The sequence below is a fragment of the Streptomyces sp. HUAS 15-9 genome (assembly GCF_025642155.1).
Lineage (GTDB): Bacteria > Actinomycetota > Actinomycetes > Streptomycetales > Streptomycetaceae > Streptomyces.
Map to the genome: position 1 here is coordinate 2,472,209 of NZ_CP106798.1, position 17,005 is coordinate 2,489,213.

At 72.3% G+C, this 17,005-nt stretch carries 12 protein-coding genes and 3 pseudogenes; 12 read left to right on the forward strand and 3 right to left on the reverse strand.

All coding sequences use genetic code 11. The annotated features are described in order from the left end of the window. Positions 1-65: 65 nt before the first annotated feature. The 10 genes and pseudogenes from N8I87_RS11330 to N8I87_RS11375 all read left to right on the forward strand — a co-directional run bounded on the left by N8I87_RS11330 (position 66) and on the right by N8I87_RS11375 (position 12,885). Positions 66-850, forward strand: a pseudogene (locus N8I87_RS11330) (adenosylcobinamide-GDP ribazoletransferase). 45 nt (positions 851-895) lie between these two features. Next, positions 896-1,516: an RDD family protein gene (locus tag N8I87_RS11335; RefSeq protein WP_263207937.1), complete on the forward strand. Its 621-nt coding sequence runs from the start codon at positions 896-898 to the stop codon at positions 1,514-1,516. A 215-nt stretch (positions 1,517-1,731) separates the two neighbouring features. Then, positions 1,732-3,258 (forward strand): leucyl aminopeptidase, encoded by a 1,527-nt coding sequence (locus tag N8I87_RS11340; RefSeq protein ID WP_263207939.1) that lies wholly within the window; start codon positions 1,732-1,734, stop codon positions 3,256-3,258. 258 nt (positions 3,259-3,516) lie between these two features. After that, a complete protein-coding gene (gene lpdA, locus N8I87_RS11345; RefSeq protein ID WP_263207941.1) occupies positions 3,517-4,905 on the forward strand; it encodes a dihydrolipoyl dehydrogenase in 1,389 nt (462 codons plus the stop codon). Between the two features lie 62 nt (positions 4,906-4,967). After that, the gene (gene sucB, locus N8I87_RS11350) at positions 4,968-6,734 is read left to right on the forward strand and encodes a 2-oxoglutarate dehydrogenase, E2 component, dihydrolipoamide succinyltransferase (protein ID WP_263207943.1); all 1,767 of its coding nucleotides are present in this window, start codon (positions 4,968-4,970) and stop codon (positions 6,732-6,734) included. 207 nt (positions 6,735-6,941) lie between these two features. Then, complete coding sequence (locus N8I87_RS11355; RefSeq protein WP_263207945.1) at positions 6,942-7,565, forward strand: GntR family transcriptional regulator; 624 nt, start codon at positions 6,942-6,944, stop codon at positions 7,563-7,565. 284 nt (positions 7,566-7,849) lie between these two features. Beyond that, positions 7,850-10,591 carry a pyruvate dehydrogenase (acetyl-transferring), homodimeric type gene (gene aceE / locus N8I87_RS11360; RefSeq protein WP_263207948.1) on the forward strand — a complete coding sequence of 914 codons (2,742 nt, stop codon included), beginning with the start codon at positions 7,850-7,852 and terminating at the stop codon, positions 10,589-10,591. 75 nt (positions 10,592-10,666) lie between these two features. Further along, a pseudogene (locus tag N8I87_RS11365) lies at positions 10,667-11,248 on the forward strand (helix-turn-helix transcriptional regulator); the annotation flags it as partial. Positions 11,249-11,887: 639 nt separating this feature from the next. Further along, positions 11,888-12,310, forward strand: a pseudogene (locus N8I87_RS11370) (WYL domain-containing protein); the annotation flags it as partial. Positions 12,311-12,366: 56 nt separating this feature from the next. Then, complete coding sequence (locus N8I87_RS11375; RefSeq protein WP_263216391.1) at positions 12,367-12,885, forward strand: DUF4240 domain-containing protein; 519 nt, start codon at positions 12,367-12,369, stop codon at positions 12,883-12,885. A gap of 17 nt (positions 12,886-12,902) precedes the next feature. Here the strand turns inward: N8I87_RS11375 and N8I87_RS11380 are convergent, their stop codons facing one another. Both N8I87_RS11380 and N8I87_RS11385 read right to left on the reverse strand, forming a co-directional pair. After that, positions 12,903-13,133 (reverse strand): hypothetical protein, encoded by a 231-nt coding sequence (locus N8I87_RS11380; RefSeq protein WP_263207949.1) that lies wholly within the window; start codon positions 13,131-13,133, stop codon positions 12,903-12,905. Positions 13,134-13,204: 71 nt separating this feature from the next. After that, on the reverse strand, positions 13,205-14,047 hold the full coding sequence (locus N8I87_RS11385) for a peptidoglycan recognition protein family protein (RefSeq protein ID WP_263207950.1): 843 nt from the start codon (positions 14,045-14,047) through the stop codon (positions 13,205-13,207). A gap of 187 nt (positions 14,048-14,234) precedes the next feature. On the opposite strand from N8I87_RS11385, the gene N8I87_RS11390 reads away from it, so the two are divergent. Further along, a complete protein-coding gene (locus N8I87_RS11390; protein ID WP_263207951.1) occupies positions 14,235-15,428 on the forward strand; it encodes a MarP family serine protease in 1,194 nt (397 codons plus the stop codon). Between the two features lie 39 nt (positions 15,429-15,467). Here the strand turns inward: N8I87_RS11390 and N8I87_RS11395 are convergent, their stop codons facing one another. Further along, positions 15,468-15,956 carry a GNAT family N-acetyltransferase gene (locus tag N8I87_RS11395; RefSeq protein ID WP_263207954.1) on the reverse strand — a complete coding sequence of 163 codons (489 nt, stop codon included), beginning with the start codon at positions 15,954-15,956 and terminating at the stop codon, positions 15,468-15,470. 37 nt (positions 15,957-15,993) lie between these two features. Here N8I87_RS11395 and N8I87_RS11400 point away from each other — a divergent pair, with 37 nt between their 5' ends. Next, entirely contained in the window at positions 15,994-16,893 is a 900-nt protein-coding gene (locus N8I87_RS11400; protein WP_263207955.1) for a TIGR01777 family oxidoreductase, read from the forward strand. The last annotated feature ends 112 nt before the right edge of the window (positions 16,894-17,005 follow it).

The window sequence follows — 17,005 nt, forward strand, 5'->3', positions numbered from 1 at the left end:
GGCGATCCCGCCCGGTCTCCCCCGCGGCCGTGCGCAGCGGTCCGACCGCCGGGTAACCTGCGCCGGTGTCCAAGATCCCCTGGCCGGACGGCCCGCGCTTCGCCTTCGGCATCCTCACCGTGCTCCCGGTCGGTGTCCCCCGCTGGGACCGGGAGGCCGCACGCGGCGGCATGCTCTGCGCCCCGCTGGCCGGGCTCGTGATCGGCGGCTGCGCGGCGGCACTCGGCGGCCTGTCGCTGTTCCTCGGCGCCGGGTCCCTGCTCGCGGCCGTCGCCACCGCCGCCGTACCCGCCGCCCTCACCCGGGGCCTGCACCTCGACGGGCTGGCCGACACCGCGGACGGGCTGGGCAGCGGCAAGCCCGCCGAGGAAGCACTGCGGATCATGAAGCAGTCGGACATCGGCCCGTTCGGGGTCATCACCCTCCTGTTCGTCCTGCTGACCCAGGTGGCCGCGCTGGCCCAGGCGTACGGCGACTCGTGGGCCCGGGGCGCGCTCGCCGCAATCGTCTCGGCGACCGCCGCCCGGCTGACGCTGACCCTCACGGCCCGCGCCGGGATACCGGCCGCCCGGCCGGACGGACTGGGGGCGGCGGTCGCCGGGGTGGTGCCGCGCGGCGGCGCGGTGGCCGTCGCACTCGCCGTCGTCGCGCTCGCCGCGGCGGGGGCGCCTTCTTCGGGCCGTACGACATCGCCCGTACCGCCCTCGCGGTCGTCGCCGCCGTCGCCGTGGCCGAACTCCTGCTGCGCCACTGCACACGCCGCTTCGGCGGGATCACCGGTGATGTGTTCGGCGGGCTCGCCGAGACGGCCGCCACCACGGCACTCGTGGTTCTCTCACTGGGTCGCTAGGCTCGTCCGCCGACATGGACAAGTACGTGTGATCGGGGGACCTCCATGCCGAAGCTGCGCCGTGCCGTGGCCTGGATCATCGACTTCGGGCTGGTGATCGCGGCGGCCTCGCTGCTCGCCGTGCTCACCTTCCACCGGATATCAGCACTCGTCACCGACGTTCCGGAACTGGCGACCCGCGGCGGGTTCGACCTGCTGACCTCCCGCGGTGACGTCGTCGACGCCTCCACGGACCTGGGCCTCTCACTGTGGGACAAGGTCGTGCTGGACGTGGAGGAGGCCTTCGCCGCGCTCGTCGTCGTCACGTTCCTCTACCAGTGGGCCTGCCTCGCCCTGCTCGGCCGCACCGTCGGCAAGGGGCTCCTCGGGCTCCGGGTCACCCCGCGGCTGTCCCGGCACGCCGCCCGCCGGGCCGCCGTCACCACCGCGGCCGACGTCGCCGTGTACGCGGTCGCCTGCGTCCTGCTGATCGAGGGTCAGTTCGCCCTGTCGGTGCTGGTGTGGGCGCTGGCGGTGGCGCTGTTCCTGGTCAACGCCGTGCCGGTGCTCCTCCCGGGGCGCCGCTCGCTGGCCGACCGGCTGTCCGGCACCTCGGTCACCGGGCTCGGCCTCGGCGCGCCCACCGCCGTGGAGCCGGACCCGGCGACGCCGACGCGGTCCTGGTAGGCGCCCGGCGCCGAAGATGACCATGGCGCCACGCACCGGTGAACGGCATGCGGGAATGAGCGGACGCACACACGCGCGTAGGCTCGTCCCGGGTGTTCGCCGACAGGGTGAAGGCCCCGCTCGAGACGCGCCCCGCCCGGGGTCGGCTCCCCCGGGCCCGGTCGACCCACCCACTCGGCCACAGCAACTTCACATCGGAAGCGAGTTTCACCACAGTGACTGCTCTTACTCTCAGCACCGCCGCGGCGCCCGGCCTGCGGGCCGACGCGATCGTGATCGGTGTCGCCAAGGGCGCCAAGGGACCCGTCGTCGCGGCGGGTGCCGAAGCCGTGGACAAGGCGTACGACGGCCGGCTCGCCGACGTCCTGGACACCCTCGGCGCCGCCGGTGCCGAGGGTGAGCTGACGAAGCTGCCCTCCCCGGCCGGCTTCAAGGCACCGCTCGTGGTGGCGGTGGGCCTGGGCGCGGAGCCGGAGAAGGACGCGCCCTACGACGCCGAGACGCTGCGCCGGGCCGCCGGTGTCGCCGCCCGCGCGCTCGCCGGGACCAGGAAGGCCGCCTTCGCGCTGCCCGTCGCCGACGCCGACGCCGTGGGCGCGATCGGCGAGGGCGTGCTGCTGGGCGCGTACTCCTTCGACACGTACAAGGACAACGGCAAGGACGCCAAGGCGAAGAACGGCCGGACGCCGCTCGCCGAGGCCTCCCTGCTCGGCGGCAAGCCCCGCGACGCGGCGCACAAGGCGGCCCTGGCCCGCGCGACCGCGGTCTGTGAGGAGCTCAACCGCGCCCGCGACCTGATCAACATGCCGCCGAACGACCTCAACCCGGCGCAGTTCGCCGCGATCGCGCAGACCGCGGCCAAGGAGCACGGCCTCAAGGTGCAGGTGCTCGACGAGAAGGCCCTGGCCAAGGGCGGCTACGGGGGCATCCTCGGCGTCGGCGGCGGCTCGGCGTCGGCCCCGCGCCTGGTGAAGCTGTCGTACACGAACGCGAAGGCGAACAAGCACCTGGCCTTCGTCGGCAAGGGCATCACCTACGACTCGGGCGGCATCTCCCTGAAGCCGGCCGGTCACAACGAGACGATGAAGTGCGACATGAGCGGCGCGGCCGCCGTGTTCGCCGCCGTCGTCGCGGCCGCGCGCCTGGGCCTGGAGGTCAATGTCACCGGCTGGCTGGCGCTGGCCGAGAACATGCCCTCGGGCGCCGCCGTACGCCCGGGTGACGTGCTGCGCATGTACAGCGGCAAGACCGTCGAGGTGCTCAACACGGACGCCGAGGGCCGGCTGGTCCTCGCCGACGCGCTGTGGGCCGCCTCGGCGGAGCAGCCGGACGCGATCGTGGACGTGGCGACGCTGACCGGCGCGATGGTGCTGGCGCTCGGCAACCGGACCATGGGCGTCATGGCCAACGACGACGCGTTCCGCAGCACGGTGCACGAGACCGCCGAGCAGGTCGGCGAGCCCTCGTGGCCGATGCCGCTGCCCGAGCACCTGCGCAAGGGCATGGACTCCCCCACCGCCGACATCGCCAACATGGGTGAGCGCGCGGGCGGCGGCCTGGTCGCCGGTCTCTTCCTGCGCGAGTTCGTCGGCGAGGGCATCACCTGGGCCCACCTGGACATCGCCGGGCCCGCCTTCAACGAGCAGGGCCCCTTCGGCTACACCCCGAAGGGCGGCACGGGCTCGGCGGTGCGCACGCTGGTGCGGCTGGCCGAGCTGAGCGCCGACGGCGAACTGGACTGACCCTCCCCCCGGGGACGGGGACCGCGGCGCCCGCCATACCGGGGGTGCCGCGGTCCGCTCGGCCGAGTGGGACGCCTCACATCCGGTCAAGTGGGACGCCTCACACTGTGGCCCCGCGTCTCGAACTCGAGCGACAGGTGCGAAGATGGAGCCCGGCAGGACAGGGCCCCCACCACAGGGCCGAAGAACAGCGGCCGGACACCAGCCGCCGACCGGTCACCGAAGACCGGCGTGGCGCACATGCATGGAGGACGTGACGTGGCGAACGACGCCAGCACCGTTTTCGACCTAGTGATCCTCGGCGGTGGTAGCGGTGGTTACGCCGCGGCCCTGCGCGGGGCTCAGCTGGGCCTGGACGTCGCCCTGATCGAGAAGGACAAGGTCGGCGGCACCTGCCTGCACCGGGGTTGCATCCCCACCAAGGCACTTCTGCACGCGGGCGAGGTCGCCGACCAGGCCCGCGAGAGCGAGCAGTTCGGTGTGAAGGCCACGTTGGAGGGCATCGACGTACCGGCCGTCCACAAGTACAAGGACGAGGTCATCTCGGGCCTGTACAAGGGTCTGCAGGGGCTCATCGCCTCGCGGAAGGTGACCTACATCGAGGGCACGGGGCGGCTGTCCTCCCCGACCTCCGTGGACGTGAACGGCCAGCGCGTCCAGGGCCGCCACATCCTCCTCGCGACCGGCTCCGTGCCGAAGTCGCTGCCGGGCCTGGAGATCGACGGCGACCGCATCATCTCCTCCGACCACGCCCTCGTCCTGGACCGCGTGCCGAAGTCCGCGATCATCCTGGGCGGCGGCGTCATCGGCGTCGAGTTCGCGTCGGCGTGGAAGTCCTTCGGCTCCGACGTCACGGTGATCGAGGGCCTCAAGCACCTCGTCCCGGTCGAGGACGAGAACTCCTCCAAGCTTCTCGAGCGCGCGTTCCGCAAGCGCGGGATCAAGTTCAACCTCGGCACGTTCTTCTCGAAGGCCGAGTACACCCAGGACGGCGTCAAGGTCACCCTCGCCGACGGCAAGGAGTACGAGGCGGAGGTCCTCCTCGTCGCCGTCGGCCGTGGCCCGGTCTCGCAGGGCCTGGGCTACGAGGAGCAGGGCATCGCGATGGACCGCGGCTACGTCCTGGTCGACGAGTACATGGGGACGAACGTCCCGACCGTCTCGGCCGTCGGTGACCTGGTCCCGACGCTCCAGCTCGCGCACGTCGGCTTCGCCGAGGGCATCCTGGTGGCGGAGCGTCTGGCCGGTCTCAAGACCGTTCCGATCGACTACGACGGCGTGCCGCGGGTGACGTACTGCCACCCGGAGGTCGCCTCCGTGGGCATCACCGAGGCCAAGGCCAAGGAGGTCTACGGCGCGGACAAGGTCGTCACCGTCAAGTTCCCCCTGGGCGGCAACGGCAAGAGCCGGATCCTGAAGACCGCGGGCGAGATCAAGCTCGTCCAGGTCAAGGACGGCGCCGTGGTCGGCGTCCACATGGTCGGCGACCGCATGGGCGAGCAGGTCGGCGAGGCCCAGCTGATCTACAACTGGGAGGCGCTGCCGTCGGAGGTCGCGCAGCTCATCCACGCCCACCCGACGCAGAACGAGGCGCTCGGCGAGGCCCACCTGGCCCTGGCCGGCAAGCCCCTCCACATGCACGACTGACCCTCGGTCGACGCACGCGACGACACAGACTTCCGCACTTTCCGTAAGGAGCAACCGAAACCATGGCGGTTTCCGTAACCCTTCCGGCGCTCGGCGAGAGCGTCACCGAGGGCACTGTCACCCGCTGGCTGAAGGCCGAGGGCGAGCGCGTCGAGGCCGACGAGCCACTGCTCGAGGTCTCCACCGACAAGGTCGACACCGAGATCCCCTCCCCCGCGTCCGGCATCCTGGCCTCCATCAAGGTCGCCGAGGACGAGACGGTCGAGGTCGGCGCCGAGCTGGCCGTCATCGACGACGGCACGGGCGCGCCCGTCGCCGCTCCGGCCCCGGCCGCCGCCGAGGCTCCGGCTCCCCGCGCCGCGCCGGCACCGGTCGCCGAGGCCCCCGCCGCTCCCGCCCCGGCCCCCGTGGCCGCGGCTCCGGCCGCCCCTGCCGGTGGCGCCACGGGCACGGACGTGGTCCTGCCCGCGCTCGGCGAGTCCGTCACCGAGGGCACCGTCACCCGCTGGCTGAAGGCGGTCGGCGAGTCCGTCGAGGCCGACGAGCCGCTGCTCGAGGTCTCCACCGACAAGGTCGACACCGAGATCCCGGCGCCCGCCTCCGGCGTGCTGCTGGAGATCGTGGTCGGCGAGGACGAGACCGCCGAGGTCGGCGCCAAGCTGGCCGTCATCGGCGCCCCGGGCGCGGCTCCGGCTCCGGCTGCTCCGGCTCCGGCGCCCGTCGCTGCCCCGGCTCCGGCCCCGGCCGCACCGGCGCCCGCTCCGGTGGCTCCCCCGGCTCCGGCCGCTCCCGCCCCCGTCGCCCCCGCCCCCGTCGCCGCCGCTCCGGCCCCCGCGCCGGTCGTCCCGGTCGCCGCGGTGCCGACCGCCCCGGCTGTCCCGCCCGCGACCGCCGGTGACGAGGGCGCGTACGTGACCCCGCTGGTGCGCAAGCTCGCCGCCGAGAACGGCGTCGACCTGGCCACCGTCAAGGGCACCGGCGTCGGCGGCCGTATCCGCAAGCAGGACGTCATCGCAGCCGCCGAGGCCGCGAAGGCCGCCGCTCCGGCTCCCGCCCCCGTCGCCGCCGCTCCGGCCGCCAAGAAGGCGCCGACCCTGGAGGTCTCCCCCCTCCGCGGCCAGACCGTCAAGATGCCCCGCATCCGCAAGGTCATCGGCGACAACATGGTCAAGGCGCTGCACGAGCAGGCCCAGCTGTCGTCGGTCGTCGAGGTCGACGTCACGCGCCTGATGCGGCTGCGCGCCCAGGCCAAGGACTCGTTCGCCGCGCGCGAGGGCGTCAAGCTCTCCCCGATGCCGTTCTTCGTGAAGGCGGCGGCCCAGGCGCTGAAGGCCTACCCGGTCATCAACGCCCGGATCAACGAGGCCGAGGGCACGATCACCTACTTCGACTCCGAGAACATCGGAATCGCGGTGGACTCCGAGAAGGGCCTGATGACCCCGGTCATCAAGCACGCGGGCGACCTGAACATCGCCGGCATCGCCAAGGCCACGGCGGAGCTCGCGGGCAAGGTCCGCGCCAACAAGATCACGCCCGACGAGCTGTCCGGCGCGACCTTCACCATCTCCAACACCGGTTCGCGCGGCGCGCTCTTCGACACGATCATCGTGCCGCCGGGCCAGGTCGCGATCCTCGGCATCGGTGCCACGGTCAAGCGTCCGGCCGTCATCGAGACCGAGGAGGGCACGGTCATCGGCGTCCGCGACATGACCTACCTGACCCTCTCCTACGACCACCGCCTGGTGGACGGCGCCGACGCGGCCCGTTACCTGACGGCGGTCAAGGCGATCCTGGAGGCGGGCGAGTTCGAGGTCGAGCTGGGCCTCTGATCTCCCTGATCAGGCAGTACGACGAAGCCCCCGCCCGGAGTTCTTCTCCGGGCGGGGGCTTCGTCGTACGAGGCGCATCGGGGTGGACCCTCTGTAACAGGTATCACCCTGTGGCGAGAGCACCCGTGCTCTGCCCGGCCGGGGCCGCGGCCGTATTGTCTAAGGGTCCCGCCGACCCGCCGGGGTCCGCACTGCCGAGGAGCCCTCATGACCGCGCCCGTCGTCCACTCGCTGCGCGAACAGATCCGCGAGCACATCGTGGAGGGGATCGTCAGCGGGCGCTGGCAGCCGGGTGAGCGCATCGTGGAGCGGCGGATCGCCACCGAGCTGGAGGTCAGCCAGACCCCGGTCCGTGAGGCGCTGCGCGAGCTCGAGTCGCTGCGCCTGATCGAGTCCGCACCGAACAAGGGCGTACGGGTCCGGAACCTGACCGCGGCGGACCTGGAGGAGAGCTACCCGGTCCGGGCCGGCCTCGAGGCCATCGCGGCGGAGCTGGCGGCCGAGCGGCTCGCCGTGGACTGCTCGGCCCTGGAGCCCCACGTGCTGGCCCTGTACGAGGCCGACCGCGCCGCCGACGGCACCGCCCAGGTCCGCCACACGGTCGGCTTCCACCGCGAGCTCGTGCGCGCGGCGGACAACTCGGTGCTGCTGCACACCTGGGAAGGGCTCGGCATCGAGGTCTTCACGGCGCTGTCCATCCGCTGGCTGGGCACGGTCCAGCAGTCCTACGCGGAGGAGCACGAGGAGCTGGTGCAGGCCTTCAAGCGCCGGGATCCGCAGATCGCGGAGCTGGTGAAGGCGCATGTCCTCGGCTGCGCACCCCGCGCCTGATTCACCTGATTCACTTCGTTCAGGAGAGCGCAGCCCTGCTCATACGCCTCCCCACCTGCGAAAACAAGGCGATTCCACGTCACCCGGTGCCACCGATGAAGGCACCGGGTGCCGACTTTCTCGAAATCGAGAAGTTTTGCCTCTCAACCCTTTGATCGATCATCGATCAGAGAGTTACAGTCGCCGACGGACCACCCAAGTCCACGCCCTGTCCTGCCAAAGACCAAGGGCACCCAGATCCCTTACCGATGAGGGAACCCCCTTCGACTGAGGAAGGCGGCGACATGACCGACCCCTTCGCCACCCAGCCGAGCGAGCTCGACCAGCTCCCGGACCGCGACCCGGAGGAGACTGCCGAATGGCAGGCCTCACTGGACGCCGTGGCCCGGGAAGCCGGGCCGCACCGAGCCGCGTATCTGATGCGCCGCACGCTGGAGCGCGCGGAGGGCAACGGCCTCTCGCTGCCCAAGCTCCTCGAGACCGACTACGTCAACACCATCCCGACCGCCGCCGAGCCGACTGTCCCCGGTGACGAGGCGATGGAGGCCCGGATCACCGCGTGGAACCGCTGGAACGCGGCCGCCATGGTGACCCGCGGCAGCAAACACGGCGTCGGCGGCCACATCGCCACCTTCGCCTCCGCGGCCTGGCTCTACGAGATCGGCTTCAACCACTTCTTCAGGGGCAAGGAGCAGGACGGCTCCGGCGACCAGCTCTACATCCAGGGCCACGCCTCCCCCGGCATCTACGCCCGCGCCTTCCTCGACGGCCGGCTGGACGAGGCTCACCTCGACAACTTCCGCCGGGAGGCCGGCGGCAACGGCCTGCCCTCCTACCCGCACCCGCGCCGCCTGCCCTGGCTGTGGGAGTTCCCGACCGTCTCCATGGGTCTCGGTCCGCTCTCCGCCATCTACCAGGCACGCTTCAACCGCTACCTCACCAGCCGCGGCATCAAGGACGTCTCCGAGTCCCACGTCTGGGCCTTCCTCGGCGACGGCGAGATGGACGAGCCGGAGTCGACGACGGCGCTCACCCTGGCCGCGCGTGAGGAGCTGGACAACCTCACCTTCGTCATCAACTGCAACCTGCAGCGCCTCGACGGCCCGGTCCGCGCCAACTTCAAGATCGTGCAGGAGCTGGAGGCCCAGTTCCGCGGCGCCGGCTGGAACGTCATCAAGTCGCTGTGGGGTTCGGCCTGGGACGAGCTGTTCGCGCTCGACACGACGGGAGCGCTCGTACGCCGCCTGCGCGAGGTCCCGGACGCACAGGTGCAGACGTACCAGACCCGCGACGCCGCCTACATCCGCGAGGACTTCTTCGGCAAGGACCAGGCGCTCGTCGAGATGGCGAAGCTGCTGAGCGACGACAAGATCCTGGAGTGCTTCCACCTCTCCCGCGGTGGCCACGAGGCACGCAAGGTGTACGCCGCGTACAAGGCCGCGCTGGAGCACAAGGGCGCGCCGACCGTCATCCTGGCCCAGACCGTCAAGGGCTTCGCCCTCGGCCGGGGCTTCGCGTCGAAGAACGCCAACCACCAGATGAAGAAGCTGACGGTGGACGAGTTCAAGACGATGCGCGACACACTCGAACTCCCCATCCCCGACAGCCTGTTCGTCGACGGCCAGGTCCCCTACGGCCACCCCGGCGCCGACTCCCCCGAGGTCCGCTACCTTCAGGAGCGCCGCGCGGCCCTCGGCGGTCCGGCCCCGGCCCGCCGCGTCCACCCGCTGGCCCCGCTGCCGGCTCCGGCGGACAAGGCGTTCGCGGCCTTCGACAAGGGCTCCGGTACGCAGAACGTGGCCACGACCATGGCCTTCGTCCGCCTCATCAAGGACCTGGTCCGCGACAAGGAGACGGGCAGGCGCTGGGTGCCGATCGTCCCGGACGAGGCGCGCACCTTCGGCATGGAGAGCCTCTTCCCCTCCCTCGGCATCTACTCGCCCAAGGGCCAGACGTACGAGCCGGTCGACCGCGACCAGCTGATGTACTACAAGGAGGCCAAGAACGGCCAGATCCTCAACGAGGGGATCACCGAGGCCGGTTCGATGGCGGACTTCATCGCCGCGTCCACGTCGTACGCGACGCACGGCGAGTCCGTGATCCCCTTCTACATCTATTACTCGATGTTCGGCTGGCAGCGCACCGCCGACCAGATGTGGCAGCTCGGCGACCAGATGGGCCGCGGCTTCCTCGTCGGCGCCACGGCCGGCCGTACGACGCTGACGGGCGAGGGCCTGCAGCACGCCGACGGCCACTCGCCGGTGATCGCGGCGACGAACCCGGCGGCGCTGACGTACGACCCGGCGTTCGCGTACGAGATCGCGGTCATCGTGAAGGACGGTGTGCGCCGTATGTACGGCGAGACGGCGCCGGGTGAGGACCCGAACGTCTTCTACTACCTCACCGTCTACAACGAGCCGCTGCCGCAGCCCGCGAAGCCGTCCGCCGCCGGCATCGACGAGGGCGTCCTCAAGGGCCTGTACCGCTTCAACACGGCGGAGTCGGCCGGCCTGTCCCCCGTGTCCCCCGAGCTCTCGGCTTCGCTCGAGCAGGGAGGTGCCCCCATCGCCCCCCGCATCCAGCTGCTGGGCTCCGGTACGGCGATCCACTGGGCGCTGGACGCGCAGAAGCTGCTCGCCGAGGAGTGGGGTGTCGCGGCCGACGTGTGGTCCGCGACCTCCTGGACCGAGCTGCGCCGCGACGCGCTGGAGGCGGACGCCGCCCTGCTGCGCGGCGAGGAGCGGGTGCCGTACGTCCGGCAGGCCCTGCACGGCGCCGAGGGCCCGGTGCTCGCGGTCTCCGACTTCATGCGCCAGGTTCCGGACCAGATCGCGCAGTGGGTCGAGCAGGACTGGTCCTCGCTGGGCGCCGACGGCTTCGGTCTGTCGGACACGCGTGAGGACGCCCGCCGCCACTTCGGCGTCGACGCCCAGTCGATCGTCGTCGCGGCCCTGGCCCAGCTCGCGAAGCGGGGCGAGGTCAAGTCGACCGCGGTGAAGGAAGCGCGGGAGAAGTACGGGCTGTAGGTCCCGTGGTGACACGAGGGGGTACGGCGTCTGCCGTACCCCCTCGCTGTCCGCGGGGCCCGGCATCATGACGGTATGCGCGCCGCCCGCCTGATCAAGATGGTGCTCCTCCTGCAGTCCCGCCCTTCCATGACCGCCGCCGAGCTCGCCCGCGAGCTGGAGGTGTCGGAGCGGACGGTGGCACGGGACGCGCAGGCGCTGTCGGAGGCGGGGGTGCCGGTCTACGCGGATCGGGGGCGGGCCGGCGGCTACCGGCTGATCGGCGGGTACCGGACCCGGCTGACCGGGCTCGCCCGGAGCGAGGCGGAGGCGCTGTTCCTGAGCGGGGTGCCGGGGGCGCTGCGGGAGATGGGCCTGGAGGACGCCGCCTCGGCGGCCCGGCTGAAGGTGTCGGCGGCCCTCCTCCCTTCCCTGCGCGACGCGCCGCGCACCGCGTCCCAACGCTTCCACCTGGACGCGCCCGCCTGGTTCCGCGAACCGCAGACCCCCACGCTGCTCCCCACGATCGCGGAGGCGGTATGGGACGACCGCTGCCTCACGACCCACTACCGACGCGGCGAACGTGAGGTGGAACGAACCCTCGAGCCCTACGGCCTCGTACTGAAGGCAGGCGTCTGGTACCTGTGCGCCCGGGTTCTGCCATCGGGCGACGGGGCGGGTGACCAGGCGAAGGTCCCCGACGCGAAGACCAGGGCGCGCAGCGAGACCGGGGCGCGCAGTGCGACGGGGATGCGCGGCGCGGGCGGGGCGAGCGGCTTGGGTGATGCGCGCGGCGCAGGCAAGGCGCGAGGCACAGGCGATGCGGACCGTTTCGGCGGCGCGGGCGAAGCGGACGGTCCGCGCAATGCGAGCAGTCCGGACGGCCTGGGCGACACGGCCTGTCTGGGTGAAGCGAGCGGCACGAGCAACGTGGACAGCCGGGGCGACGGGGACGGCACGGGACACGCGGGCAGCCCGGGCGACGCGGACTGCCTGGGCGAAGTGGACCGTCTCCGCGACACGGGCGACACGGGCAGCCTGGACGAAGCAGGCGGCGCGGGCGGCACGAGCAATGCGGTCGGCTCGGGCCGCGCAGACCGTCTCGGCGACGCAGATGGCCCGCGCAATGCCATCAGTCCGGGCAGCCTGGGCAATCCGGCCGGCCCGAGCGGCACGAACGGCCCGCGCGACGCAGGCAGCCCGCGCGACGCGCAGGGTCTCGACGGCTCCGGCGTCACGCGGGACGTGGGCGGTATCCGCGGCGGCGGCGCGAGCGGTGTCCGCGGCACGCTCGACGCGGGCGGCAGCGTGGGCCGTGCAGGGGCGCGTGGCTCCGGTGGCTTTCGTACGTACCGTATCGACCTGGTCACCTCCGTCGCCGACCACGGCACCCGCTTCGTCCGTGACGAGGCGTTCGATCTGCCCGGGTTCTGGGCGGCGCAGGCCGAGGGGTTCGCGCGGTCGATCCTGCGGGACGAGGTCGTCGTACGGCTGTCCGCCCAGGGCGTGCGCAGGCTGGCGTATGTCATCGATCCCGTCTCCGCGCGCGAGGCGCTGCGCGGCGCGGGCGAGGCGGACGGCGAGGGGTGGGTGACCGCGACGCTGCCGGTGGAGTCCGAAGAGGTCGCGCACGGCCAGCTGATGGCGCTCGGGCCGGAGGTGGAGGTGCTGGCGCCGGCCGGTCTGCGGGAGCGGTTCGCCCGGGATACGGCGCGCCTGGCGGAGCTCTACGGCCGATAACAATCCGCCGCACTCCACGTGCGCCCCACCCGCTCAGGCCCGATGCTTGACCCGTGATGGAAGAGTCGGAGTTCTGGGAGCTGGTGGACGCCGCCCGCGAGGCCGCCGAGGGCGACCCGGAGGAGCAGGCCGACCTGCTCGTGGAGCGGCTGCTCCAGCTGGACCCGGAGTCGGTCCTGGACTTCGCCCGTCACTTCGAGTCCCGCTACAACAGGGCCTACCGCTGGGACCTGTGGGGCGCGGCCTGGGTGCTGCTCGACGGGGCGAGCGACGACGCGTTCGACTTCTTCCGGTGCTGGCTGATCGGTCAGGGCCGGGACGTCTTCGAGGGCGCCCTGCACGACCCGGACGCGCTGGCCGACCTGCTCGGCGAGTTCGACGAGGAGATCGACGGGGACGGTGAGGAGCTGGGCTACGCCGCGGACGAGGCGTACGAACAGCTCACCGGTACCGTCGCCCCGGACCTGGGCCTCGCGCCCGCGCCCTCGGAACCGGAAGGGGCGCCCGTCGACTTCGAGAGCGAAGGGGCGCTCGCGGAGCGGTACCCCAAGCTGTGGGACCGGTTCAGGGAGTGAGATCCCCCGGGTGAGCGTCAGGCCGCGGTGCGGCGTCGGCCGGTGTCGGCGGGGATGTACGCCTGCGGCTGGTCCGCCCGCACCGCGTGGTGGAGGGGTGCCTTGTTGGCCTGGTCGAGGGCGGACGCGGTGGCCGCGGCCGGGCCGAGGATCACCGTCGCGACCGCGCACACGACCACCCAGGGGCTGCGCGCGGCCTTGGCCCAGCCGGCGTTCTGCGTGGTGTCCCCGCTACGACTGCTGTTCATGATCCCCACCTCCGGTCGGGTTGTGTCGCCCTGACCGTAGGACGCGGGGATCTGAGGGAGCTGCGGGCCGCCTATGGCGTTGCTGTGGGGGTGAGGGTGGCTGTGGTCCTGCCTTGCAGGCGGGCCGCCTTCTCCCGCATCTCCGGGAGCCGGGCGGCCAGGGCCGCTCCCGGGCAGCTCGTCATGTACCCGTCGTTGTGGCCCGCGAGCGCGGGGAGGGTGGCGGTGGTGCCGGCCTCGTAGCGGCTGAGGCCGTTGCTGGAGACCAGCCGCACCCGGCCGCGCGGGTCGATGCCGGCCGAGCCGAGCTTCCAGGCGGCGACGGCGGCGATCGCGTCGGTCATCGCCCGCGGCACGGACGCACCCGCGGTGAAGGTGCCGATGGCCGCGATACCGGTGGTGCGGTGGTTGAACCCCTGGGCGTGGGCGCCGGTGACGGCCCGCTCGACACCGCCGGCGCGGCCCTCGTAGACCGTGCCGCAGCGGTCGACGAGGAAGTTGTAGCCGATGTCGTCCCAGCTGCGGGCGCCGGTCTGGCCCGCGTAGAGGTGACGGATGATGCGGGGCGCGTCGGCGCAGTCGTAGCCGTTGGGCGAGTCGGTGTGGTGGACGAAGACCGCGAGCACCTTGTCGTCGTAGCGCGGGGGCGGCTGCGTGGGCGCCGGGCTGCCGTCCAGCCAGACCTCCCGCGGCACGATGTGGGGCCTGGCCGCCCGGTGCGGCGCCGCCGCAGGGCTGGCCGCCGCCGGCTGTGCGGGCCGGGCCTGGGCGACCGGTCGGTCGGGGCCGCGCACGGACAGCCCCAGGGCGAGGACGGCGGTGAGGCCGGGCAGACAGCCGACCAGCACCAGGACGGGGCCGGGCAGGCGCACGCGCCATCTTCCCGGCCCGGGCGTTCTTCGCGGCAAACGCATGGGTTCCACTGTGGGTGTGATCCACTCCGTCTGCGATGTGTGGTGTGCCACCTGGTGGAACCATCGTCCCTATCCGATGCGTTTTTGGAGGTACATGTGTGCGTGGCCGGTTCCGGAGCCACGCTCGCCCGACTGATCACTGTGCCCGTCCCGCGCGTACTAGGGGTTCCGAGAGAAAGGCGGCTCCGTGGACCTGCTCGACCTCCTCCTTGCGCTGGTGATCCTTGTGTACGCGGGGTCCGGCTACCGGCGCGGACTGCTGGCCGGATGCGTGTCGCTGGCCGGGTTCGTGGGCGGCGCGGTGCTCGGGGTGTGGGTGCTGCCGTGGATGATGGACCTGGTCACGCGGGGGTCGACGGCGGCCACGGTGACCGCGGTGCTGACGGTGCTGGTCCCGGCGGTGGTGGGGCACGAGCTCGCGGGGCGCCTCGCGCTGCGGCTGCGGCGTGAGCTGGACCGTGCGGGCCGGGACGGGCTGCGGGTGCTGGACGGGATAGGCGGGGCGGCGGCCAATTCGCTCGCGGTGCTGATCGTGGCCTGGATGGCGGCGAGTGTGCTGGGCGCCTCCTCGTCGCCGGTGGTGACGACGGCGATACGGGACTCGGCGCTGCTGGGTGCGGTGCAGAACGCGATGCCGGACACCACGCCCTCGTGGTTCTCGGGCGCGACGTCCGCGCTCACGGAGGCGGGTTTCCCGCAGGTCTTCAACCCGTTCGAGAACGAGTCGACGGCACAGGTCGCCAAGCCCTCCGGCGACAGCGTCACGGCGCGCGCCACCGCGGCCGCGAGGACGAGCACGGTGAAGATCGAGGGCGCCGCCGGCAACCAGGGTCGCGAGGGCAGCGGCTTCGTGTACGCGCGCGAGCATGTGATGACCAACGCCCACGTGGTGGCCGGCATCGACCGCCCGAGGGTGCGGATCGGCGGTGTCGGGCGGTCGTACGAGGCCCGGGTGGTGCTCTTCGACCCGAACCGGGACGTGGCGGTGCTGTACGTGCCCGGGCTCCGCGCGCCCGTGCTGCGGTTCGACGACGCTGCCGGCCGCGGGGACTCGGCGGTGGTCGCGGGCTATCCGCAGGACGGCGATCTGAATCTGCAGGCGGCGACCGTGGCGAACCGGGTGCGGGCGAACGGCAGCACCATCTACAACGACGCCACGGTGACCCGCGAGATCTACTCGATCCGCTCCACGGTCCGCCCCGGCAACTCCGGCGGGCCGCTGCTGACCACGGACGGCCGGGTGTACGGCGTGGTCTTCGCCCGCTCCACGTCCGACGACGAGACGGGCTACGTCCTGACGGCGGACGAGGTGGCCCCCGACGCGCGCCGCGCGGCCACGGCGACGGCACCGGTGAGCACGGGGGACCTGGTCACGTCCTAGGGGCGGCCGCCGGACCGGCAGGGGTCATGCCGACAGGGGTCACAGGGAGCGGCCCATGAGTAGGTCGTCCACGTACTCCCCCGCCAGCAGGAACTCCTCCGGCAGCACGCCCTCGACCACGAACCCCTCCGACTCGTAGAGCCGCCGCGCGGGGGTGTTGTGCCCGAGGACACGCAGCGTGATACGCCGGGCGCCGCGGCGGCGGGCCTCGTCGACGGCGGCCCGGAGCAGCGCGCGGCCGACGCCCCTGCCGCGGGCGTCGTCGTGGACGGCCAGCCCCTGGATCTGCCGTACGTGCGCGTTCGAGGCGAGTGGGGTCGAGAAGGCGAGGCGGATGTAGCCGACGATGCGGCGGTCGAGCTCGGCGACCAGCGTGTCGTCGGGGGCGTGGCGCTCGCTGAAGAACGAGTCGTAGGGCGGCTGCGGCTCGGGCATCACCGCGTGCAGATACGACCAGGTGGCCTTGTCCAGGAGCGTCAACTCCTCGTCGTCGTCCGGCAGGGCGGTGCGTATGTACGGATCCGGCATGACGGCCACCTTAGACATGACGGGGCAGGATGGGCTCATGGAACGTTCACGAATCGCGGTGGCCGGTGCGTCCGGTCTCATCGGCAGCGCTCTGGTGCGGTCCCTGGTCGCCGACGGGCACGAGGTGGTGCGGCTGGTCCGGCGTGCGGCCCGCGGCGCGCAGGAGGTCTGCTGGGACCCTGAGGGGCAGTACGTGGACACGGCGGGGCTGGTCGGCTGTGATGTCGTGGTCGACCTCGCGGGCGCCGGCATCGGCGACCGGCGCTGGACGGACGCGTACAAGAGGCGGATCAGGGACAGCCGGGTGCTCGGCACGGCGGCGCTGGCGGAGGCTGTCGCCGCGCTGGACGAGCCGCCGCGTGTCTTCGTCAGCGGCAGCGCGATCGGTTTCTACGGCGACACCGGCGACCGTGCCGTGGACGAGACGGCGCCGCCCGGGGACGGTTTCCTGCCCTCCCTGTGCGTGGAGTGGGAGGAGGCGGCGGCGCCGGCCGAGGAGGCGGGCGTACGGACCGTGTGCGCCCGTACGGGGCTGGTGGTGGCCCGTGAGGGCGGTGCCTGGGCGCGGCTGTTCCCGCTGTTCAGGGCCGGGCTCGGCGGGCGGATGGGGGACGGGCGGCAGTACTGGTCGTTCATCGCGCTGCACGACGAGGTGGCCGCGATCCGCCATCTCATCGACACCGAGGAGCTGTCCGGGCCGGTCAATCTGACCGCCCCGACCCCGCTGACCAACCGTGAGATCACTGCGGCGATGGGGCGGGTGCTGCACCGGCCGGCCGTCCTGCCGGTCCCGGCACCGGTGTTGCGCTCCGTGCTGGGCGAGCTGGCGGGGGATGCGCTCGGCAGTCAACGGGTGCTGCCGAAGCGGCTGTTGGAGTCGGGTTTCGTGTTCGCCTTCCCGGGAATCGAGGACGCGATCCGCGCGGCTCTGGCGTAACCGGGACATGACTGTGTGCGACCGTCGTGCGACCGTGCTCTGTCGGTGCGCGACTGTCCTCGACCGATCACGGCCCTAACCTCGACCTGAACTCGGGTATCCCTGGAGCCAG